An 18,668-nucleotide genomic window follows, 5' to 3' on the forward strand; every position below is an offset into this window, starting at 1 on the left:
CCTCAGACGTCGACGACCAACAGGTCCGGCATCGCGAGCCCCGCCCACCGCTCGAGGTCCGGCGGCTCGCCGGTCAGGTCCGCGACGACCAGCGTCCACGCCGTGCCATGGCCGACGAGCACCACGTCGTCGCTGCCGTGCACGTCGAGGACCCGGCGTACGGCGGCGACGACCCGCTCCCGGCAGGCGTCGAGCGGCTCCCAGCCGCCCAGCGCAGCCACGTCCGGGTGCTCGAAGGCGCGACGCACCGCGCCGGCGAAGTCGTCCACCCACTCCCCCGTCCGCTCGTGCTCGCGGAGGTCGTCGAGCACGCCGACCTCCGCATCCGAGAGCAGCTGGGCGGTCTGCACCGCCTTGGGCTCCGGCGAGGTGAACCACGCCGCCCGCGCCGGGAGCAGGCCCGAGGAGCGCAGCGCCCACACGTCGTCGTACGCCGTGGGGTCGAGGTCCCACGCGGCGGCGGGCACGCCGGGGGTCATGGCCGGGCGTCCGTGGCGGACGAGGTGGAGGGTCACGGGGCCAGGAACTCCTTCGCTCCGCGCAGGCGGGTGGTGAGCAGGGACGCCGCCAGCCTGGAGTCGAGGCGTACGTCGATGGGACCGGGCTCGGGGAGGTCGGCCCGGCGGCCGCCACGGAGGGCGGCGGGATCGAGGCCGTCGCGGCGGGCGACGAGCCGACCGAGCTCGAGCCGGCTCACGGCATCGGCGCCGCCGAGGTGCAGCACGCCGCGGATGCCGTTGCCGGCGAGCTCGACGAGGGCCGCGGCCAGGTCCCCGACGTGCACCGGGCAGCGGCGCTCGTCCTCGAACAGCGCACCACCCGCACCGCAGGCCATCTCGTGGAACAGCCTCTCGTGCTTCGACGCCCCGTCGCCGAGGATCAGGGACGTCCTGCCCACCACGACGTCGGCGCCGGAGTCGAGCGCCGCCCGCTCGGCCGCGACCTTCGCCGCGCCGTACGCCGAGACGGGGTCCGGCACGGCCGTCTCGTCGTAGGGCCGGCCGGAGCCGCCGAACACGACGTCGCTGGAGACGAGCACGAACCTGGCGCCGTGCCGGGCGGCCGCGTGTGCCACGTGGCCGGCTCCGGTGCCCGTGACCTCGGGGTCCGACTGCACGTAGGCGGTGTGGACGACGGCGTCAGGGCGGTGTCGCCCGAGCAGCGCGTCGACCGCCACCGGGTCGCGTACGTCGGCCTCCGCAGAGCCGACCGCGACGACCTCGTGACCGGCTGCGGCCGCGACGACGTGGCGCCCCAGGTAGCCGGTGCGGCCACCGGTCACCAGCAACCGCATCAGGAGACGAGGTAGTAGAGGACCAGCCAGATCGGCGCGACCGTGGCCAGCAGCGAGTCGAGGCGGTCCATCAGGCCGCCGTGGCCGGGGATGACCTGGCTCATGTCCTTGATCCCGAGGTCACGCTTCATCACCGACTCGCACAGGTCGCCGAGGGTCGCCATGACCGCGGCGATCACCCCGAGGAGGACGCCGACCCACCAGTCGCCGCCGAGGAACGAGGACACCAACCAGACGCCGACCGCGATGGTCGCGACCATGGACCCGGCGAAGCCCTCCCAGGACTTCTTGGGCGAGATGACCGGTGCCATCGGGTGCTTGCCGAACAGCACGCCGGCGACGTAGCCGCCGGTGTCGGAGGCGACGGTGATGGCGATGAAGGTGATGATGCCGCGCACCCCCTGGTCGTCGACGTCGAGGCCGAACGCCGGGTTGTGACCGCCCTCGGAGAGCAGCAGTGCCACGAACGAGCCGAGGAACGGGACGTAGACGAGCGTGAAGACCGCCGCGGTGGCGTTCTTCACGTAGCCGTCGACGCCGCGCCGCAACAGCCACAGCATGATCACGAGCGCCGTCACCGCAGTCGCGGTCACCAGCGCCGGGGCGCCGTAGAAGTAGGCGACGACCACCATCACGACGCCACCGAGCATGAGTGGCTGCTCGGGGATGTCGATGTCCTTGGCCCCGAGGCCCTTGTGCAGCTCCCAGATCGCCACGACCACGGCTGCGGCCACGATCGCCATGAAGGCGGTCTTCCAGAACAGCAGCGAGAGCAGGATGGCCCCGACCAGCACCACCGCCGAGCCGATCGCGGTGGGAAGGTCACGGCCGGCGCGGCCGTGGTCCTTCTTGATCGCCTCGGACGGCGGCTCGGGCGCGCCCGGTGCGGACGGGTCGGAAGAGGTCATCGGTGGGCGCTCAGACCTCGAGGAGCTCGGCTTCCTTGTGCTTGAGGAGCTCGTCGATCTTGTCGGTGTGCGTCTTCGTCATCCCGTCGAGACGCTTCTCCGCGCCGGTGACGTCGTCCTTGCCGACCTCGCCGTCCTTCTCGAGCTTCTCCAGGCCCTGCTTGGCGGTGCGACGGATGTTGCGCACCGACACGCGGCCGTCCTCGGCCTTCGCCTTGGCGATCTTGATGTACTCCTTGCGGCGCTCCTCGGTCAGCTCGGGGAAGACGCAGCGCAGCACCTTGCCGTCGTTGGCCGGGTTGACCCCCAGGTCGGAGTCGCGGATCGCACGCTCGATGGCACCCATCGCGCCGATGTCGAAGGGCTGGATCAAGATGGTGCGCGCATCCTGGGAGGTGAAGCTCGCCAGCTGCTGCAGCGGGGTCTGGGTGCCGTAGTAGTCGGCCGTGATCTTGGCGAACATGGCCGGGTTGGCACGGCCGGCCCGGATGGCGGCGAACTCCTCGCGCGTCGCCTCGACAGACTTGCCCATCTTGGCGTCGGCGTCCTTCATGACGTCGTTGATCACGGTTGCTCTCTCTCCTCGTACGTCGTGGTGCGGGTGCGCAGGCAGGTGGGGCAGGCCCCGGTCAGGCCGTGCTGCTCACCAGCGTGCCGATCTTCTCACCCCGCACCGCGCGCCCGATCGTGCCTGCGGTGGAGAGGTTGAAGAAGACGATGTCCATCTTGTTGTCGCGGGCCATGGCGATACCGGTGGCGTCGGCGACCTTGAGGTCGCGCGCGAGGTACTCGTCGTAGCTGAGCTGGTCGAACTTCACCGCGTCGGGGTTGGTCTTGGGGTCGGAGTCGTAGACCCCGTCGACACCCTGCTTGCCCATCAGGATCACCTCGCAGCGCGTCTCCAGCGCCCGCTGGGCGGCCACGGTGTCGGTGGAGAAGAACGGCATGCCGGCGCCGGCGCCGAAGATCACGACGCGGCCCTTCTCCATGTGGCGGATCGCGCGGCGCGGGATGTAGGGCTCGGCGACCTGGCCCATCGTGATGGCGGTCTGCACGCGCGTCTCCACGCCGTGCTTCTCGATGAAGTCCTGGAGCGCGAGGCAGTTCATCACCGTGCCGAGCATGCCCATGTAGTCGGCGCGGGCCCGCTCCATGCCGCGCTGCTGGAGCTCGGCGCCGCGGAAGAAGTTGCCTCCGCCCACGACGATCGCGATCTGGACGCCCGACTTGGCCACCTCGGCCACCTCGCCGGCAAGGGCGTTGATGACGTCGAGGTCCAACCCCACCTCGCCTCCGCCGAACACCTCACCGGAGAGTTTGAGCAGGACTCGCTTGTACGCCACGTGCATCCCTTCGCGCGCCTGGGTAGGTCATCCGAAACCTACCGGAACCCACGGGGCCCGACGAACCCGCGCCACCCCGGACGCGACGAGGGGCCGTACGCCGGTGGCGTACGACCCCTCGTCGGTGATCAGGTGGAGCTGGCTCAGGCGCCGACCTCGAAGCGGGCGAACCGCTTCACGGTGGTGCCGGCCTCGTCCAGGACGGCCTTGACCGACTTCTTGGACTCGGTGACCGACTCCTGCTCGAGCAGGACGATCTCCTTGTAGAAGCCGCCGAGACGACCCTCGACGATCTTGGCGATCGCCTGCTCCGGCTTGCCCTCCTCGCGCGTCTTCTGCTCGGCGATGGAGCGCTCGGACTCGACGATCTCGGCGGGGACCTCGTCGCGGGTGAGGTACTGGGCCTTCATCGCTGCGATCTGCATCGCGGCGGCGCGGGCGGCGGTCTCGTCACCCTCGAACTCCACGAGCACGCCGACGGCGGGCGGGAGGTCGGCGGCACGCTTGTGCATGTAGGTGACGGTGGTGCCCTCGAAGTAGGCGACGTCGCCCAGCTCGATCTTCTCGCCGATGGTGATGGCCAGGTCCTGGACGACCTCGCCGACGGTCTTGCCGTCGAGCTCAGCGGCCTTGAGGGCCTCGGTGTCGGCGGCCTTGACGGAGTCGGCGACGTCGGCGATCTGCTGCGCCTTGGCGATGAACTCCTCGTTCTTGGCGACGAAGTCGGTCTCGCTCTTGAGCTCGACCAGCGCGTTGCCGGAGGTGGCGACGAGGCCTGCAGCGGTCTCGCGCTCGGCACCGCGGGCGGCAGCCTTGGCGGCACCCTTGACGCGGAGCAGCTCGACGGCCTTGTCGAAGTCGCCGTCCGTCTCGGTCAGCGCCTTCTTGCAGTCCATCATCCCGGCCTGGGTCAGCTCACGGAGCTTCTTGACGTCGGCAGCGGTGAAGTTGGCCATGGTCCTTCTTCCTTCGATCCAGGGGTTTCGCGGGGTGGCGCGGCGCGACCCGGCGGTGGGCGGGACGACTCAGGGCGCCGGCCGCGGACGTGAGCCCGCGGCCGGCGAGACCTGATCAGTCCTTCTTGTCGGCCTCGGCCTCGGCGGGCGCCTCAGCGGCGGCAGCCTCGGTCTCGGCGGGCGCCTCGGTGGCAGCAGCCTCGGTCTCGGCGGGGGCCTCGGCGGGCGCCTCGGTGGCGGCGTCGGCCGGGGCGTCGGTCGCAGCGTCAGCGGCAGCCTCGGCCTGCGGGGCCTCGGCAGCGGCACCGGTGGCCTCGGAGGCCGGGGTCTCGGCGGCGGCGTCGCCGGTGGCGGTCGCGGCAGCCTTCTCGGCGTCACCGGCGAGGAGCTCGCGCTCCCACTCGGCGAGGGGCTCCTCGGCACCGACGGACTCGTCGGCGTCGCCGGCCTTGGCACCGGAGCGGGCGATGAGGCCCTCGGCGACGGCGTCGGCGACCACGCGGGTCAGCAGGCCGACCGCGCGGATGGCGTCGTCGTTGCCCGGGATCGGGAAGTCGACCAGGTCGGGGTCGCAGTTGGAGTCGAGGATGCCGATGATCGGGATCCGCAGCTTGCGGGCCTCCTCGACGGCAAGGTGCTCCTTGTTGGTGTCGACGATCCACACCGCGGAGGGGACCTTGGTCATGTCACGGATGCCGCCGAGCGTCTTGTCGAGCTTGGTGCGCTCGCGCCGCATCTGCAGCAGCTCCTTCTTCGTGCGGTTGGAGCCCGCGACGTCGTCGAAGTCGATCTCGTCGAGCTCCTTGAGGCGGTTGATCCGCTGGTGCACGGTCTGGAAGTTGGTGAGCATGCCGCCCAGCCAGCGCTGGTTGACGTAGGGCATCCCGACGCGCGTCGCCTGCTCGGCGATGGCCTCCTGGGCCTGCTTCTTCGTGCCGACGAACATGATGACGCCGCCCTTGGCAACGGTCTCCTTGACGAAGGCGTAGGAGCGGTCGATGTAGGCGAGCGACTGCTGCAGGTCGATGATGTAGATGCCGTTGCGCTCGGTCATGATGAAGCGCTTCATCTTGGGGTTCCAACGACGGGTCTGGTGACCGAAGTGGACGCCGCTCTCGAGCAGCTGGCGCATGGTGACGACTGCCATGGGTTCTCCTGTGATGACGGAGTCGCTCACCGATGTGCCCGACCTTCTGGCAGGTGCGGACCGGGAGCGGACTCCTGTTGTTTTCAGTTGCTGCGCCCGGCGGGTGCCGGGAGCCCTGACGCTCGCACGCCGGTCCGATCCCGCCGGTGGTGCTGGTGGGAACTGAGGACCGACGCCCGCGGGTGGTCCGGGATCGAGGAGCATCCCGGGCACGGTCAGCGAGCGTGCGAAGTCAGTCCGGGTGGACTGCTCCGCACATCGTAGGCCAGAGGTTCCCTGCGAGGCGAATCACTGCCGGCGCCTCGTCCGAGCGGGCGCCGAGCGTCGATCCGGTGGCCCCCGGACGTCCACAAGCGGGGTGCGGGGGTCGTCGTCCACAGCCGTCGTCGGCGCCGCTCGCGCAACGTCCGGGCCCGGCACAGGATCGGCTGATGCGAACCGTCCTGGGAGTGGTCATCCTGCTGGTGCTCGGCGTCACCGGGCCGGTGCACGCAGGCCCCGACGAGCCGACCGGCGTGTGGCCGCTCGAGCCCCGTCCCGACGTCGTCCGTCACTTCGAGCCACCTCCCCACCCCTATGCCGCCGGGCACCGCGGCGTCGACCTGGCCGGGTCCCCCGGCCAGTCGGTCCGCGCCGCCCTGCCCGGGACGGTCGGCTTCGCCGGCTCGATCGGGGGCAAGCCCGTCGTCACCGTGCTGCACGGCGGTCGACGTACGACGTACGAGCCGGTCGTGGCGTCGGTCGAGCGCGGGCAGGAGGTGGCGGCCGGAGACGTGCTGGGCCGCATGGTGGTGACCGACAGCCACTGCTTCCCCTCCGCCTGCCTGCACTGGGGGCTGGTGGAGGGCGACGGCGACGACAAGACCTACCTCGACCCCCTGTCCCTCGTCGGCGGTGGCCCGGTGCGCCTGCTTCCGTTGTGGCGCGACGAGCCGGCCACAGTCCGGCTGCCGTGGAGCCCTCCGCTCGCCCGCTGGCGCCGCCCGGTGGACTGGGTCGCCTGAGCGGCCACCCCTCCCCGCCACCTCGGGACCGCCGACGCGACCCCGCCACCCGGGCGTCATCCCGATCAGCACCCATGGGTGCGACTTCGCACGACGTAGTCGGAGCTGCGCCGGGCGTCTCTGCTCAGGCGCGGGGGTGGGCCTGCTGGTAGGCCTTGCGGAGCCGGTCGGTCGTGACGTGGGTGTAGAGCTGCGTGGTCGCGAGGGAGGCGTGGCCGAGGAGCTCCTGCACCGAGCGCAGGTCGGCGCCGCCCTCGAGCAGGTGGGTGGCGGCCGTGTGGCGCAGGCCGTGCGGTCCGATGTCGGGAGCCCCGGGTACGTCGGCGATGCGGCGGTGCACGAGGTCACGGACCGCGCGCTGGTCGATCCGCCGGCCGCGCACCCCGAGGAACAGCGCCGGACCCGAGCCGGCCGCGAGCAGGCGCGGGCGACCCGCGGTCAGCCAGCGGTCGATCGCCCGCCCGGCCGGAGTGCCGTAGGGCACCGAGCGTTCCTTGCGGCCCTTGCCGAAGACGCGCACGACCCGGCGTTCGTCGTCGACGTCGTCGATGTCGAGGCCGACGAGCTCACCCACCCGGATCCCCGTGGCGTAGAGCAGCTCGAGCATCGCGACGTCGCGTACGCCGACCGGGGTGCCGTCGTCGGCGAGGTCGGCGGCCGACCGGATGAGCGCCTCGGCCTCGTCGGCACGCAGGACCGGCGGGAGGGTCTTGTGCTTCTTGGGCGATCCGAGCGCGGCGCCGGGGTCGGTCGGCAGTCGTCCGGTCCGGTGCAGCCAGGCGGTGAAGACCCGGGCGGCGGTGGCGCGTCTCGCGATCGTGGTCCGGCTGCGGCCGGTCGTCTGCAGCCTCGCCAACCAGCTGCGCAGGGCGCGCAGGTCGAGGTCCGCCACGTCGCTCACGCCGAGCCGCTGGCAGTGGTCGAGCAGTCCGGCGATGTCGCCGAGGTAGGCGCGCACGGTGTGGGGGGCGAGGTCGCGCTCGGAGACGAGGTGTCGCTCGTAGTCGCCGAGGAGGCGGACGAAGGACTCGGGAAGGTCCTCCCCGCGGTCCTGCGCAGAGGCCTCGGGCTTGCTCACCCCCGCAGCGTAGGCGGGCGACGGCGTCTCACACGTCAGGCGCGAGCCGCCAGCCCTCGTCGGTGAGCTGGACGAACCGTTTCGACCTCAGCCGGCGCAGGGCGCCCTCGGTCGTGCGGAGCGGGAGCCCGCACAGGCGTGAGATCGAGTCGACCTGTGCCGGCTCGCTGACCGGCACCCACTCCACGACGTTCTGCTCGGTCGGGGTGAGCCCGTCGCGCGGCCGTTCCTCACCCCGCGGTGGGTCGACGAGGTGCTCCCCCGCTGCACCGATCAGCTCGAGCACCTCGGAGCCGTGGGTGACCACGGTGCCCCGGCCCTCACGCAGGAAGTTGTTGACGCCCCGGGACGTGTAGCTGGTGACCGGACCCGGCACGCACATCACGTGGCGGAGCAGGCTCTCGGCCCATCCGGCGGTGTTGAGGGCGCCACTGCGCAGGGCCGCCTCGACCACGACGGTGCCGCTGGTGATGGCGGCGATCAGCCGGTTGCGGGCCAGGAAGCGCGGCCGCGTCGGCGCCGACCCCGGCGGTTGCTCGGACACGACAGCGAACTCGGCGGCGAGGTGCTGGAGGAGGGGCCGGTTCTGCAGGGGGTAGACCCGGTCCACCCCGCAGGCCAGGACGGCGGCCGTGGCGCCGTCGGCGGACAGCGTGGCGTCGTGAGCCTCGAAGTCGATGCCGAGCGCGCCGCCCGACACGACCGGCACGCCGGAGAGTGCGAGGTGCTCGCAGACCGCGCGGGCCATCTCCACGCCGTAGACCGACGCTGCTCGTGAGCCGACGACGGCGACCGAGGTGGCGAGCTCGGTGAGGGGCATCGGACCCTTCACCCAGAGGCCCGGAGGCGTGCCTCCGAACCCGTCCACGGTGATGGCGTCGTCGAGCTGGTCGAGACTGGTGGGCCACTCGGGGTCGCCCGGGACGAGGAAGCGGATGCCGCACCGCGCGGCCTGGTCGAGCTGGCGGACCGCGTCGACCTCGGCCAGCCTCTGCGCCAGCATCTCCCCGGGCTCGCCCCCGGTCGCGGCCCGCGACTTCTCCAGCGCGCGCTCCGCGCCCATCTGGCGGACGAGCGACGACGTGGTGCCGTCGCCGGGCTCCACCGCGCAGCTCAGGGCCACCCGGGCGAGGCGCTCAGGCTCGGGCACCTGGCTCGTCGGCTCGTCGCCGGGCGGCGCGGACCGCAGGTGTGCGCCACTCATGACGCCACTCGCACGACGCGCGCCGGCAGGGAGCGCGCGCTGTCGTCGGACCGCAGCACCAACGCGATCTCGGCCTCGCGCTCGCCCGGCCTCGCCACCCCTGCACAGTCGGCCACCGTCCAGGCCAGTCGCTGCACGCGAGTCAGACCGCGCCGGGTGAGTTTGCCGTCGGACAGCTCCTTGTCGATGAGCCGCTGCCCCCCGGGCTCCAGGGGCCACCGCTCCACCAGGACCGGGCCTGGACAGGACGCGTTGAGCAGCCACGCGCAGTCGCGGTAGCGACGGGCCTGGCGCAGCCTCGCCTCGACGACCCGGGCCCGCACGTCCGCGGACGACTCCGGCTCGGGGCCGAAGGAAGCCCCCCGGCGCCGGCCCTGTGGTCGTACGTCCATCCAGATGTCGACCCGGTCGAGGATCGGACCCGTGAGCTTGCGGCGGTAGTGGGAGCGCTGCACCTCGTTGCACTCGCAGCTGCCGCCGGACAGGCCGTGGAAGTTGCCGCACGGACACGGATTGGCGGCCAGGACCACCAGCGAACGCGCGGGGTAGGTGGCCGACTCCTCGCCGCGGGCGATCGTCACCTCCCCCGACTCGAGCGGCTGCCGCATCGCCTCGACCACGTCGGCCCGGAAGTGCGGGAACTCGTCGAGGAAGAGCACACCGTGGTGGGCCAGGCTCACCTGGCCCGGCCGGACCCGTCCGGTGCCGCCTCCCAGCACGCTGGCGGCGCTCGCCGAGTGGTGCGGGGCGAACCACGGCGGACGGCGCACCAGCCCGCTCCCCTCCGGGAGCACGCCCGCGACCGAGTGCAGCGCCGTCACCTCGAGAGCCTGCTCGGTCGTCAGGTCGGGCAGGATCGTCGGGATGCGTTCGGCGATCGACGTCTTGCCGGTGCCACGCGGGCCGATCAGCATCGTCGGATGGCCGCCTGCAGCGGCGACCTCGACGGCGTAGCGGACGTCCTCGAGCCCGTCGAGGTCGCGCAGGTCGACGTCGGCCAGACGGTCCTCCCCGCGCCAGGTCGCGAGGGGGCTGGACGAGGGTCCGACGACCGGGTCGGCCTCGGGCACCTCGGCGCCGCGGAGCACCGCGGAGACCTGCGCCAGCGACCTCACACCGAAGACCGTCATCCCGGGCACGAGGCCGGCCTCGCCAGCCTGGGGCTCGGGCACGAAGACGCGGGTGATGCCGTGGGCGGCGGCGGCGATCACCATGGGCAGCACCCCGGCCACCGGGCGCAGCGCCCCGGCGACGGACAGCTCGCCGATGAACGCCCAGCCGTCGAGCAGGTCGGGCGTCAGCTCGTCGTGCTTCTTGTCTGCGGCCATGACCGCCATCGCGATCGCGAGGTCGTAGTGGGTGCCGCTCTTGGGGAGGTCGGCGGGCGCGAGCAGGATCGTGACCCGTTTGGTCGACGGCCATCGTCCGCAGTCGTTGTTGATCGCCATCCGCACCCGGTCGCGCGCCTCGGACAGGGTCTTGTCGACCCGACCGACGATCGTGGTGCTGACCAGGCCCGGGGAGACGTCGACCTGGACGTCGATGACGTGGCCGTCGGCGCCCTTGAGCGCCAGCGAGCGAGCGGTCGCGAAGGCCATCAGCCGACCCCCTCGACGTGCTCGACCTCGACCGGCCGGCCCCGCGGCGTCAGGACCCCCACCACGTCGATGCGGACGTCGTCGGGATGGCAGTCGTGCGCGAGGAGCCACCGCGCCCCGAGCCGCCTCAGCCGGTCGGCCTTGCGCTGGTCGACTGCCTCGAGCGGCTCGCCGTAGTCGGTGGAGGTGCGGGTCTTGACCTCACAGATCACCAGGACGTTGCCGTCGCGCAGCACCAGGTCGATCTCGCCCGCGTCGCAACGCCAGTTGCGGTCGAGCAGGACGAGCCCGAGCCCGCACAGGTGTCGCGCCGCGATGGACTCGCCGCGCTCGCCGAGCCGGCGACGGTGCTCGGCCGCGGGGTCGAGGGCGAAAGGAGAAGCTGCAGCTCGTCGGGCCATCGTGGGTGCCTTCCGGGTCGTGCGGGATCGGGAAGGCACCAGCACACCGTGACGTACCGACCGTGGTGGCCCGCGTCGTGCGACGGCTGTGGAGGACGGCTGCTGGGAGCCGTCTGTGGACGATTCGTGGCCATCGACCCACGTCGGCCCCGCCACGCCGACCCGTCGGCGTACGGCCGATCACCGGCGCCGGGCGGCTCGACCTGGAGGGGTGGTCCGACACCTCGTGGGGGTTGCAACGGCCGCGAAGTGGCAGACTCCCCGCTCGAGCGGGGACTCCCCGGTCAGGGCCGAGCCGTCCCCGGGCAGACGAGGGTGATCAGTCCTTGGGCGGGTCGATGTCCTGCGGCGCGAGCTCCTCGACGTTGACGTCCTTGAACGTCAGCACCTTCACGTTCTTGGCGAACCGCGCCGGCCGGTACATGTCCCAGACCCAGGCGTCGGTCATCGACACCTCGAAGAACACGTCGCCGCTCTCCGAACGGGCCTTCACGTCGACCTGGTTGCACAGGTAGAAGCGGCGGTCGGTCTCCACGACGTACTTGAAGATGCCCACGACGTCGCGGTACTCGCGATAGAGGGTGAGCTCCATCTCGGTCTCGTACTTCTCGAGATCCTCGGCGCTCATCGGTCCTCCTCGGTGGTGCTGTCCGGCTCGAGCCCGACCCTAGCCACCTCGTCCTCGGCAACCGGCTCGAGACCCGCCGCGCGCCGCACGTTGACGAAACGTCTCCGGTGGAGAGGGCACGGACCGAGGCGGGCGAGCGCTGCCTCGTGGTCGGCGGTGATGTAGCCCTTGTGGGTGCGGAAGTCGTAGTCGGGCCACTCGTCGTGCAGCCCGACCATCAGCCGGTCGCGGGTCACCTTCGCGACGACCGACGCGGCCGCGATGCAGGCGGCGACCCGGTCGCCCTTCCACACCGCCAGACCCGGCACGCCGAGGCCGTCGACGGGGAACCCGTCGGTGAGGACGTACGCCGGACGCGTGTCGAGGCGGGCCACCGCGCGCCGCAGCGCCTCGAGGTTGGCCACGTGCATGCCGAGTCGGTCGCACTCCTCGTTGTCGATCACCACGACCGACCACGCGAGCGCCCGGCGGACGACCTGCGCGTAGACGCGCTCACGAGCGGCCTCGGTCAGCAGCTTGCTGTCGGCCAGCCCCGGCACGATGCCTGACCTGCCAGGCGGGAGGATGACGGCGCCCGCGACGAGGGGGCCGGCGCACGCGCCCCGCCCGGCCTCGTCGACGCCCGCGATCGGGTCCAGGCCGGCGCGGCGCAGCGCGCGCTCGTAGCCGTAGATCCCGGCGTCACGACGTACGGTCACCCCGCCCGGCAGCGGCCCGGGCGGCGGCTGGGACGAGAGCGTCACGGGGTCGGGTCCGGCACGTCCTCGAACGTGGCCGGACGGTTGTTCCAGCGGAAGCGGTCGGCCGGCCACAGCAGCACGAAGACCTTGCCGACGACCAGGTCGACCGGGACGAACTCGTCCCCGGGGACGCACTCGGTCTCGTCGGGCTGGCACATCTTCTGCGAGCTGTCGGCGGAGCGGGAGCGGTTGTCGCCCATCACGAACATGTGACCGTCGGGGATCGGGCCCACGGTCCACTTCTCGTCGCAGGCGCCGTTGGTCGGCATCGGGCCGTTGCAGGTCGCGCCGCCCCGCTTGACGTAGTCGGACTCGTCGAGCGGCTGCCCGTTGACGATGAGGCGCCCCTGGTCGTCGCAGCACTCGATGGTGTCGCCGGCGACACCGATGACGCGCTTCACGAGGTGGCCACCGGTCGGGTAGAGCCCGACCTTGGCCATCACCTTGGCGATGGGGTTGGTGGGGCCGGCCGAGTCGATGGGCGGGAGCCAGCCGCCCGGGTCCTTGAAGACCACGACGTCGCCACGCTCGGGCTCGCCGTCGCCCCAGTAGGAGACCTTCTGGATCAGGATCCGGTCGTTGAGGATCAGGCCCGGCTCCATCGACTCCGACGGGATGTAGAAGGCCTGGACGAAGAACGTCTTGATGACGATCGCGAGCACCAGCGCGACGCCGAGCAGCAGGATCGTCTCCTGCCACAGCGGCAGCTGCTTGCGCTTGCCGCGACCGGTCTTCTGCTCCGGCACCTGCTGGTTGCGACCACTCATCGCGCCATCCTCCGACTGGTCCCCCACACGCGACGACCGCGGTTCCTCGCCCGCTGAGAGGGACGAGGAACCGCGGCCATCAGAAGTCACTCGCAGAGACTAACGAGTCCCTGGTCGAACCGACGCCTCGCGGCGCGGTGCGACGGATCACGCCTCGCGGCGCTCCTTGATCTTGGCAGCCTTGCCGCGCAGGTTGCGCAGGTAGTAGAGCTTGGCGCGGCGCACGTCGCCGCGGGTCACGACCTCGATCTTCTCGAAGATCGGGGAGTTCAGCGGGAAGGTGCGCTCGACGCCGACGCCGAAGGAGACCTTGCGGACGGTGAAGGTGCGACCGATGCCCGAACCGTGGACGCGGATCACGACGCCCTGGAAGACCTGGACACGCGAGCGGCTGCCCTCGATGACCTTGACGTGGACCTTGACGGTGTCGCCGGCGCGGAAGGCCGGGACGTCGTCGCGCTTGAGGGCGGTGCCGAGGTCGGCGATGACGTTGGTCATGACGTTGCTCCTCGCGAGTGCCACAGGTCAGCCGCGGATCGTGGTGGTGATGGACTTGGCTGGTGCTCGGTGCGGCCGGCCGGCGCGCCCCCTGTGGCAGGTGCGGTACGGCGGGACCCCGGCGCGGTGCATCGGGTGATGCATCCGGGCGACCCTGGCCTCGAGCGGACCAGGAGCGAAGTCTGCCAGAGCGCGGCCGTCAGCGTGAAATCCGCTTCCGGACGTCCTTGGTGAGCACGACGGCACCCGGCGGGGCCTTCCGGTCGGCCCGCAGCCGGAAGCCCGCCTTCTTGTACATCCGCAGGTTGTCGGTCGACCCGGCACCGGTGAAGAGGACGTACGTCGTCACCTCGGTCGGAGCGAGCCCCTCGACGAGCTCGAGCAGCGCGCGGCCGAGGCCCCGGCCCTGGAGGTCCGGGGCGACCATGACGCGGCCGATGTCCCACTCGCCGTGCGCGTCGACGCGGCCCCGGACGGCTCCGACCAGGCGGCCCGAGCTCGGCTCACGAGCGACCATGACGGTCCACTCCCCCAGCCCGCGGCGTACGTCGTCGAGCGACTCGCGCAGCGCCGGGATCTCCACGCCCGGGTTGGCCTCGAGCTCCTGCAGCCAGCAGGCGCGCTGCAGCGTGTAGAGCTCGCCCGCGTCGGCGGGGACGGCCGGGCGCACGTCGAGGTCGGCGAGCGCGCCGACGAGTCCCGTCGCCGGCAGCAGGTCGGGGCGGCGGGCGGCCGTACGCTGCTCGGCCTGCTCCCGGCGCCAGGCGGCGATCCGGGAGTGGTCGCCGGACAGCAGCACCTCCGGGACGTCACGCCCGTTCCAGGTGGCCGGCTTGGTGTAGACGGGGTACTCCAGCAGGCCGTCGGCGTGCGACTCCTCGACCAGCGACTCGGCGTTGCCCATGAAGCCGGGCAGCAGGCGCACGACCGCCTCGGTGATGGCGAGCGCGGCGACCTCGCCGCCGTTGAGGACGTAGTCGCCGAGCGAGACCTCCCGCACGGTGCCGAGGGTCGCGGCGTGCTCGATGACCCGCTGGTCGATGCCCTCGTAGCGCCCGCAGGCGAAGACGAGGTGCTCCTGCTCGCTCAGCTCGTGGGCCAGCGCCTGAGTGAAGGGCTCCCCACTGGGCGTCGTGAAGACGATGGTGGCGCCTCGTGCGACCGCCTCGAGGGCGTGCCCCCACGGCTCGGGCTTCATGACCATGCCGGCACCGCCGCCGTAGGGCGTGTCGTCGACGGTGCGGTGGCGGTCGGTCGTCCACTGCCGCAGGTCGTGCACCTCGACGTCGAGCAACCCCTTCGCGCGTGCCTTGCCGGGCAGGCTCAGCTGCAGTGGGGAGAGGTAATCGGGAAAGATCGTGACGACGTCGATCCTCACGACCCGGCCTCGTCCGTCACCTCGTCGGGGAACGGCGACACCAGGCCTGGACGGTCGGCGACCACGACGCGGCCCGCCTCGAGGTCGACCTCGGGGACCAGCGCGGTCACGAACGGCACCAGCGCGTCGCGGCCGTCGGTCGTGCGGACGGTCAGCAGGTCCTGCGCCGAGCCGTGGACCAGGGCCTTGACGGTGCCCAGGGCCCTGCCGTCGACGTCGACGACCTCGAGACCGACCAGCTGGTGGTCGTAGAACTCGTCGGGGTCCTCAGGGGTCTCGTCGCGGCCGATGGTGGAGTACAGCACGGTGCCGCGTGCGGCCTCCGCGGCGTTGCGGTCGGCCAGCTCCTCGAAGGTGACCAGCAGCGTGCTCTGGTGCCACCGGGCGCGCGCGACGGTGAGGCTCGACGGACGCCGGTCCGCACCGGCCGGTGCCTCTGCTCGCAGCGTCGTGCCGGGGGCGAAGCGCCGGTCGGGCTCGTCGGTGCGTACGTCGAGGGTGACCTCGCCGCGGATGCCGTGGGGCTTGCCGATGCGGCCGACCACGACCTCGATGTCGGCGCTGTTGTCCTCGCTCACCGGGCCAGCGTAGAGGTGCTGGGCGGTGGGTCTCCCAGCGACTCAACCGCGAGCGGCTGCGCGCGGGATCACTGGGGAAGGTCGTACTCGACATGTCACGACGAAGCTCCCCCACTCGTCGAGAAACTCGTCGAGAAACTCGTCGAGAAATAACACCGACCCGGCAGACGGTGTCTGCCGGGTCGGTGTGCGTTTGTTGCTACCGACGGCGGTCGGTGTCCACGCTGCGTCGATGCTTCGCGGACACCGGGAGGTGCCAAGTGCTACCGACGCCGGTCGGTGTCCACGAAGTCCACCCGCGCGCCGCCGCGGCCGGCGAGGGCCGAGACGACGGTGCGGAAGGCGGTCGCGGTGCGGCCGTTGCGGCCGATCACCTTGCCGAGGTCGTCGGGGTGCACCCGGACCTCGAGGATCGAGCCTCGACGCAGCTGCTTGTCACGGACCGTGACGTCGTCGGGGTGGTCGACGATGCCGCGCACCAGGTGCTCGAGAGCGTCGGCGAGCACGTCGCTCACGCCTCGCTCTTGCCGGCGTCCTCGGCCGTCACCGTCTCGGCGGCCTCAGCAGCGTCGGCGGCACCCTCGGGGGTCTCGGAGGCCGGGACCTCGGCGGGCGTCTCGGCAGGCGCCTCGGCGGCCGGCTCGTCGGCCTTCTTGTCGGCCTTCTTCTTGGTGGTGGTCGCGGAGCCCTTCGACTCGGCGGACACCTCCTTGAGGGCCTCGTTGAAGATGTCGAGCTTGGAGCGCTTGGGCTCCTTGACCTTGAGGGTGCCCTCGGTGCCCGGCAGGCCCTTGAACGTCTGCCAGTCACCGGTGACCTTGAGGATCGCCTCGACGGCCTCGGAGGGCTGTGCGCCCACGCCGAGCCAGTACTGGGCGCGGTCGGAGGTCACCTCGATGAAGGAGGGCTCCTCCTTCGGGTGGTACTTGCCGATCTCCTCGAGCACCCGACCGTCGCGCTTCTTGCGCGAGTCGACGACGACGATGCGGTACTGCGGCACCCGGATCTTGCCCAGGCGCTTCAAACGAATCTTGACGGCCACGTTTGTGGTGTCTCCTCAGGAATTGTCGTGGGTGAGGGACCGTTCCCAGGTGGGGTCACCGGTGCTGGTCCTTCGAAGGGCACTGCGTCGCTCGGATGAGAGGGTCCGGACGCGCAGGACACGAGGGACGATTCTGCCAGACGGTGGCCGCGCGCGACCAATCCGGTGCGCGGACGGCGTACGCCCGGGGCTCAGGCGGCCCCCCAGGCCGATGAAGGCGCGCACGGCCTCAGCCCCGGTGACGCGGATCGGCTCGGCGTCCCGGACGAGGTCGTCGGGGGTCAGCACGAGGCCCTGGTTGAGCGCGAGCTCGCCCTCGCGCCGCTTGATCCGGCTCACCGCGGTGGGTCGGTAGCCGACCTTGCGGGAGACGGCGAGCGACGCCGGGTTGTCGACGAAGGCCGCCGAGGTGATCTCCTCGAAGCCGAGGTGGTCGAAGAGCAGCTCGCACATCGCCCGGCGCATGGCCGTGCCGAGCCCGCGACCCTGGAACTCGCGCCCGAGCCACGACCCGGTCTCCCCCGTCCTCGTCACGGGGAAGTTCCGGGCCGCGACCCCCTGCGCGCCGATGACCCGACCGTCGAGGAGCACGGCGAGGTCGAGGCAGAAGTCGTCGGGCGAGAAGGTGGAGCGCTTGCCCCAGTGGTACGCCGCGGTGTTGCGGGCGAGCTCACCGGGCGGGGCGGCGGTCCAGGGGAAGTAGAACGGCATCTCGTCCGGGGGGTGGATGCCCTGCTCGGCGAGGTCGCTCAGCTCGAGGATGAGCTCGTCGGACAGGCCCCGCAGCTCGAGCGGGCCGGCCTGCACGTGCAGGCCGAGGGGCGGGAAGAGGTCGACGAGGGTGCTCACGAGCCCATCCCATCCCGCCGCGGCACCGCTGCTCAAATCAGTTTCGGGACCGGCAGGCGTCAGCCGACGACTGCGCGCCCGCGCAGCACGATCGCCGTCGGCGTGCGGAGCACGGACAGGTCGGCGCGCGGGTCGCGGTCGTAGACGACGAAGTCGGCGGACGCGCCCTCGACGAGACCGTCGACCCCGAGCCACTCCCGTGCCCGCCAGCTGGCCGCGCCGAGCGCGTCGTGGGCGGGCATCCCGATCCGTACCAGTGCCTCGATCTCACCGGCGATGTTGCCGTGGCGGCTGATACCGCCGCCGTCCGACCCCGCGTAGATCGGCACGCCCGCCTCGTAGGCCGCCATGATCGTGGCGGGCATGCGGGCGTAGAGGTCGGTCATCGTGTCGGCGTACGCCGGGAACTTCTCCTGCCCGGCCGCAGCGTGCTCGGGGAACTTGTCGAGCTGCATGACGGTGGGCACCAGCCGGGTGCCGTGCTGGACCATCGCGTCGATGAGGTCCTCGGTGAGCCCCGTGCCGTGCTCGATGCAGTCGATGCCCGCCTCGATCAACCCGGGCAGCACCCCGTGGCCGAAGCAGTGCGCCGTCACCTTGGCGCCCTCGGCGTGTGCGGCGGCGATGGCGTCGGCGAACGCCTCCGCGGGGAACGACGGGGCGAGGTCGCCCTCGTCGCGCGAGATCCAGTCGCCGACCAGCTTGATCCAGCCGTCGCCGCTGCGGGCCTCCTGGGCGGCGTACGACGCCAGGTCGGCCGGCTCCACCTCGTGGGCGTAACCGCGGATGTAGCGCTTCGTCGCGGCAATGTGCCGCCCGCACCGGATCAGTCGGGGCAGGTCGTCGCGGTCGTGGATCCAGCGGGTGTCGGCTGCCGAGCCGGCGTCACGGATGAGCAGCGCCCCACCGTCCCGGTCGGCGATCGCCTGCCGCTCGGTGTCCGCGTCGTCGGTGGCGCCGAAGTCGTCGAGACCGAGGTGGCAGTGCGCGTCGACCAGGCCCGGGACGATCCAGCCCTCCGCCGCGGTGTCGGCCCCCGCCTGGGGCTCGTAGGTGATGCGGCCGTCGACGACGAAGAGGTCGCGCGGCTCGCCGTCGGGCAGGACCGGTCCACGGAAGCGCTGGGCTGGCTCGAGGGGCATGGTCGGCACGCTATCCGCACGCCCTGCGGACCGGCGCGCCCCGATGCCCAGTTATGGGCATGACGTCTGACGACAGCGAACCCACGATGGAGGACACGGTGTCCGCGGCGATC

22 protein-coding genes are annotated in these 18,668 nt (G+C 71.8%); 1 reads left to right on the forward strand and 21 read right to left on the reverse strand.

Translation table 11 applies throughout. The features are described from left to right. Window positions 1-2: 2 nt before the first annotated feature. The 7 genes from ACNKF0_RS14795 to rpsB all read right to left on the reverse strand — a co-directional run bounded on the left by ACNKF0_RS14795 (window position 3) and on the right by rpsB (window position 5,648). Window positions 3-515 carry a histidine phosphatase family protein gene (locus ACNKF0_RS14795; RefSeq protein WP_416953289.1) on the reverse strand — a complete coding sequence of 171 codons (513 nt, stop codon included), beginning with the start codon at window positions 513-515 and terminating at the stop codon, window positions 3-5. Next, the gene (locus ACNKF0_RS14800; protein ID WP_416953291.1) at window positions 512-1,294 is read right to left on the reverse strand and encodes an SDR family oxidoreductase; all 783 of its coding nucleotides are present in this window, start codon (window positions 1,292-1,294) and stop codon (window positions 512-514) included. The genes ACNKF0_RS14795 and ACNKF0_RS14800 overlap by 4 nt, the downstream gene beginning before the upstream one ends. Next, window positions 1,294-2,202, reverse strand: a complete 909-nt coding sequence (locus ACNKF0_RS14805) for a phosphatidate cytidylyltransferase (RefSeq protein WP_416953293.1) — start codon at window positions 2,200-2,202, stop codon at window positions 1,294-1,296. The genes ACNKF0_RS14800 and ACNKF0_RS14805 overlap by 1 nt, the downstream gene beginning before the upstream one ends. A 10-nt stretch (window positions 2,203-2,212) precedes the next feature. Further along, on the reverse strand, window positions 2,213-2,767 hold the full coding sequence (frr, locus tag ACNKF0_RS14810; RefSeq protein ID WP_416958537.1) for a ribosome recycling factor: 555 nt from the start codon (window positions 2,765-2,767) through the stop codon (window positions 2,213-2,215). A gap of 64 nt (window positions 2,768-2,831) precedes the next feature. Then, window positions 2,832-3,551: a UMP kinase gene (pyrH, locus tag ACNKF0_RS14815; protein WP_299924280.1), complete on the reverse strand. Its 720-nt coding sequence runs from the start codon at window positions 3,549-3,551 to the stop codon at window positions 2,832-2,834. Window positions 3,552-3,688: 137 nt separating this feature from the next. After that, complete coding sequence (tsf, locus tag ACNKF0_RS14820) at window positions 3,689-4,501, reverse strand: translation elongation factor Ts (protein ID WP_299924283.1); 813 nt, start codon at window positions 4,499-4,501, stop codon at window positions 3,689-3,691. Between the two features lie 115 nt (window positions 4,502-4,616). After that, window positions 4,617-5,648, reverse strand: a complete 1,032-nt coding sequence (gene rpsB / locus ACNKF0_RS14825; protein WP_416953296.1) for a 30S ribosomal protein S2 — start codon at window positions 5,646-5,648, stop codon at window positions 4,617-4,619. 431 nt (window positions 5,649-6,079) lie between these two features. Between rpsB and ACNKF0_RS14830 the strand changes: the two genes are divergently transcribed. Next, entirely contained in the window at window positions 6,080-6,652 is a 573-nt protein-coding gene (locus tag ACNKF0_RS14830; protein WP_416953298.1) for a M23 family metallopeptidase, read from the forward strand. Between the two features lie 124 nt (window positions 6,653-6,776). Here the strand turns inward: ACNKF0_RS14830 and ACNKF0_RS14835 are convergent, their stop codons facing one another. The 14 genes from ACNKF0_RS14835 to ACNKF0_RS14900 all read right to left on the reverse strand — a co-directional run bounded on the left by ACNKF0_RS14835 (window position 6,777) and on the right by ACNKF0_RS14900 (window position 18,555). Further along, window positions 6,777-7,730 (reverse strand): tyrosine recombinase XerC, encoded by a 954-nt coding sequence (locus ACNKF0_RS14835; protein ID WP_416953300.1) that lies wholly within the window; start codon window positions 7,728-7,730, stop codon window positions 6,777-6,779. A gap of 28 nt (window positions 7,731-7,758) precedes the next feature. Continuing rightward, window positions 7,759-8,934 (reverse strand): DNA-processing protein DprA, encoded by a 1,176-nt coding sequence (dprA, locus tag ACNKF0_RS14840; protein ID WP_416953302.1) that lies wholly within the window; start codon window positions 8,932-8,934, stop codon window positions 7,759-7,761. Beyond that, window positions 8,931-10,532, reverse strand: coding sequence for a YifB family Mg chelatase-like AAA ATPase (locus tag ACNKF0_RS14845; protein WP_416953304.1), 1,602 nt, complete (start codon window positions 10,530-10,532; stop codon window positions 8,931-8,933). Before ACNKF0_RS14845 ends, dprA begins: the two co-directional genes overlap by 4 nt. Beyond that, the gene (locus tag ACNKF0_RS14850) at window positions 10,532-10,972 is read right to left on the reverse strand and encodes a YraN family protein (protein ID WP_416953306.1); all 441 of its coding nucleotides are present in this window, start codon (window positions 10,970-10,972) and stop codon (window positions 10,532-10,534) included. The genes ACNKF0_RS14845 and ACNKF0_RS14850 overlap by 1 nt, the downstream gene beginning before the upstream one ends. Window positions 10,973-11,252: 280 nt before the next feature. Then, window positions 11,253-11,561 carry a DUF2469 domain-containing protein gene (locus ACNKF0_RS14855; protein WP_172259171.1) on the reverse strand — a complete coding sequence of 103 codons (309 nt, stop codon included), beginning with the start codon at window positions 11,559-11,561 and terminating at the stop codon, window positions 11,253-11,255. Continuing rightward, the gene (locus ACNKF0_RS14860; protein ID WP_416958539.1) at window positions 11,558-12,259 is read right to left on the reverse strand and encodes a ribonuclease HII; all 702 of its coding nucleotides are present in this window, start codon (window positions 12,257-12,259) and stop codon (window positions 11,558-11,560) included. The genes ACNKF0_RS14855 and ACNKF0_RS14860 overlap by 4 nt, the downstream gene beginning before the upstream one ends. A 41-nt stretch (window positions 12,260-12,300) precedes the next feature. Then, window positions 12,301-13,068: a signal peptidase I gene (gene lepB / locus ACNKF0_RS14865; RefSeq protein ID WP_416953308.1), complete on the reverse strand. Its 768-nt coding sequence runs from the start codon at window positions 13,066-13,068 to the stop codon at window positions 12,301-12,303. Window positions 13,069-13,215: 147 nt separating this feature from the next. After that, window positions 13,216-13,566 carry a 50S ribosomal protein L19 gene (gene rplS, locus ACNKF0_RS14870; RefSeq protein WP_299924314.1) on the reverse strand — a complete coding sequence of 117 codons (351 nt, stop codon included), beginning with the start codon at window positions 13,564-13,566 and terminating at the stop codon, window positions 13,216-13,218. Window positions 13,567-13,765: 199 nt separating this feature from the next. Further along, complete coding sequence (trmD, locus tag ACNKF0_RS14875) at window positions 13,766-14,944, reverse strand: tRNA (guanosine(37)-N1)-methyltransferase TrmD (protein WP_416953311.1); 1,179 nt, start codon at window positions 14,942-14,944, stop codon at window positions 13,766-13,768. Then, window positions 14,941-15,522: a ribosome maturation factor RimM gene (rimM, locus tag ACNKF0_RS14880; RefSeq protein ID WP_416953313.1), complete on the reverse strand. Its 582-nt coding sequence runs from the start codon at window positions 15,520-15,522 to the stop codon at window positions 14,941-14,943. The genes trmD and rimM overlap by 4 nt, the downstream gene beginning before the upstream one ends. A 263-nt stretch (window positions 15,523-15,785) precedes the next feature. Beyond that, window positions 15,786-16,028, reverse strand: coding sequence for an RNA-binding protein (locus tag ACNKF0_RS14885; RefSeq protein WP_299925111.1), 243 nt, complete (start codon window positions 16,026-16,028; stop codon window positions 15,786-15,788). Window positions 16,029-16,033: 5 nt separating this feature from the next. Then, the gene (rpsP, locus tag ACNKF0_RS14890; RefSeq protein ID WP_416953315.1) at window positions 16,034-16,564 is read right to left on the reverse strand and encodes a 30S ribosomal protein S16; all 531 of its coding nucleotides are present in this window, start codon (window positions 16,562-16,564) and stop codon (window positions 16,034-16,036) included. Window positions 16,565-16,579: 15 nt separating this feature from the next. Further along, window positions 16,580-17,413 carry a GNAT family N-acetyltransferase gene (locus ACNKF0_RS14895; protein WP_416953317.1) on the reverse strand — a complete coding sequence of 278 codons (834 nt, stop codon included), beginning with the start codon at window positions 17,411-17,413 and terminating at the stop codon, window positions 16,580-16,582. A 59-nt stretch (window positions 17,414-17,472) separates the two neighbouring features. Then, a complete protein-coding gene (locus tag ACNKF0_RS14900; RefSeq protein WP_416953319.1) occupies window positions 17,473-18,555 on the reverse strand; it encodes an amidohydrolase family protein in 1,083 nt (360 codons plus the stop codon). Between the last annotated feature and the right edge of the window lie 113 nt (window positions 18,556-18,668).

The organism is Nocardioides sp. T5 (assembly GCF_048161455.1).
GTDB lineage: Bacteria > Actinomycetota > Actinomycetes > Propionibacteriales > Nocardioidaceae > Nocardioides.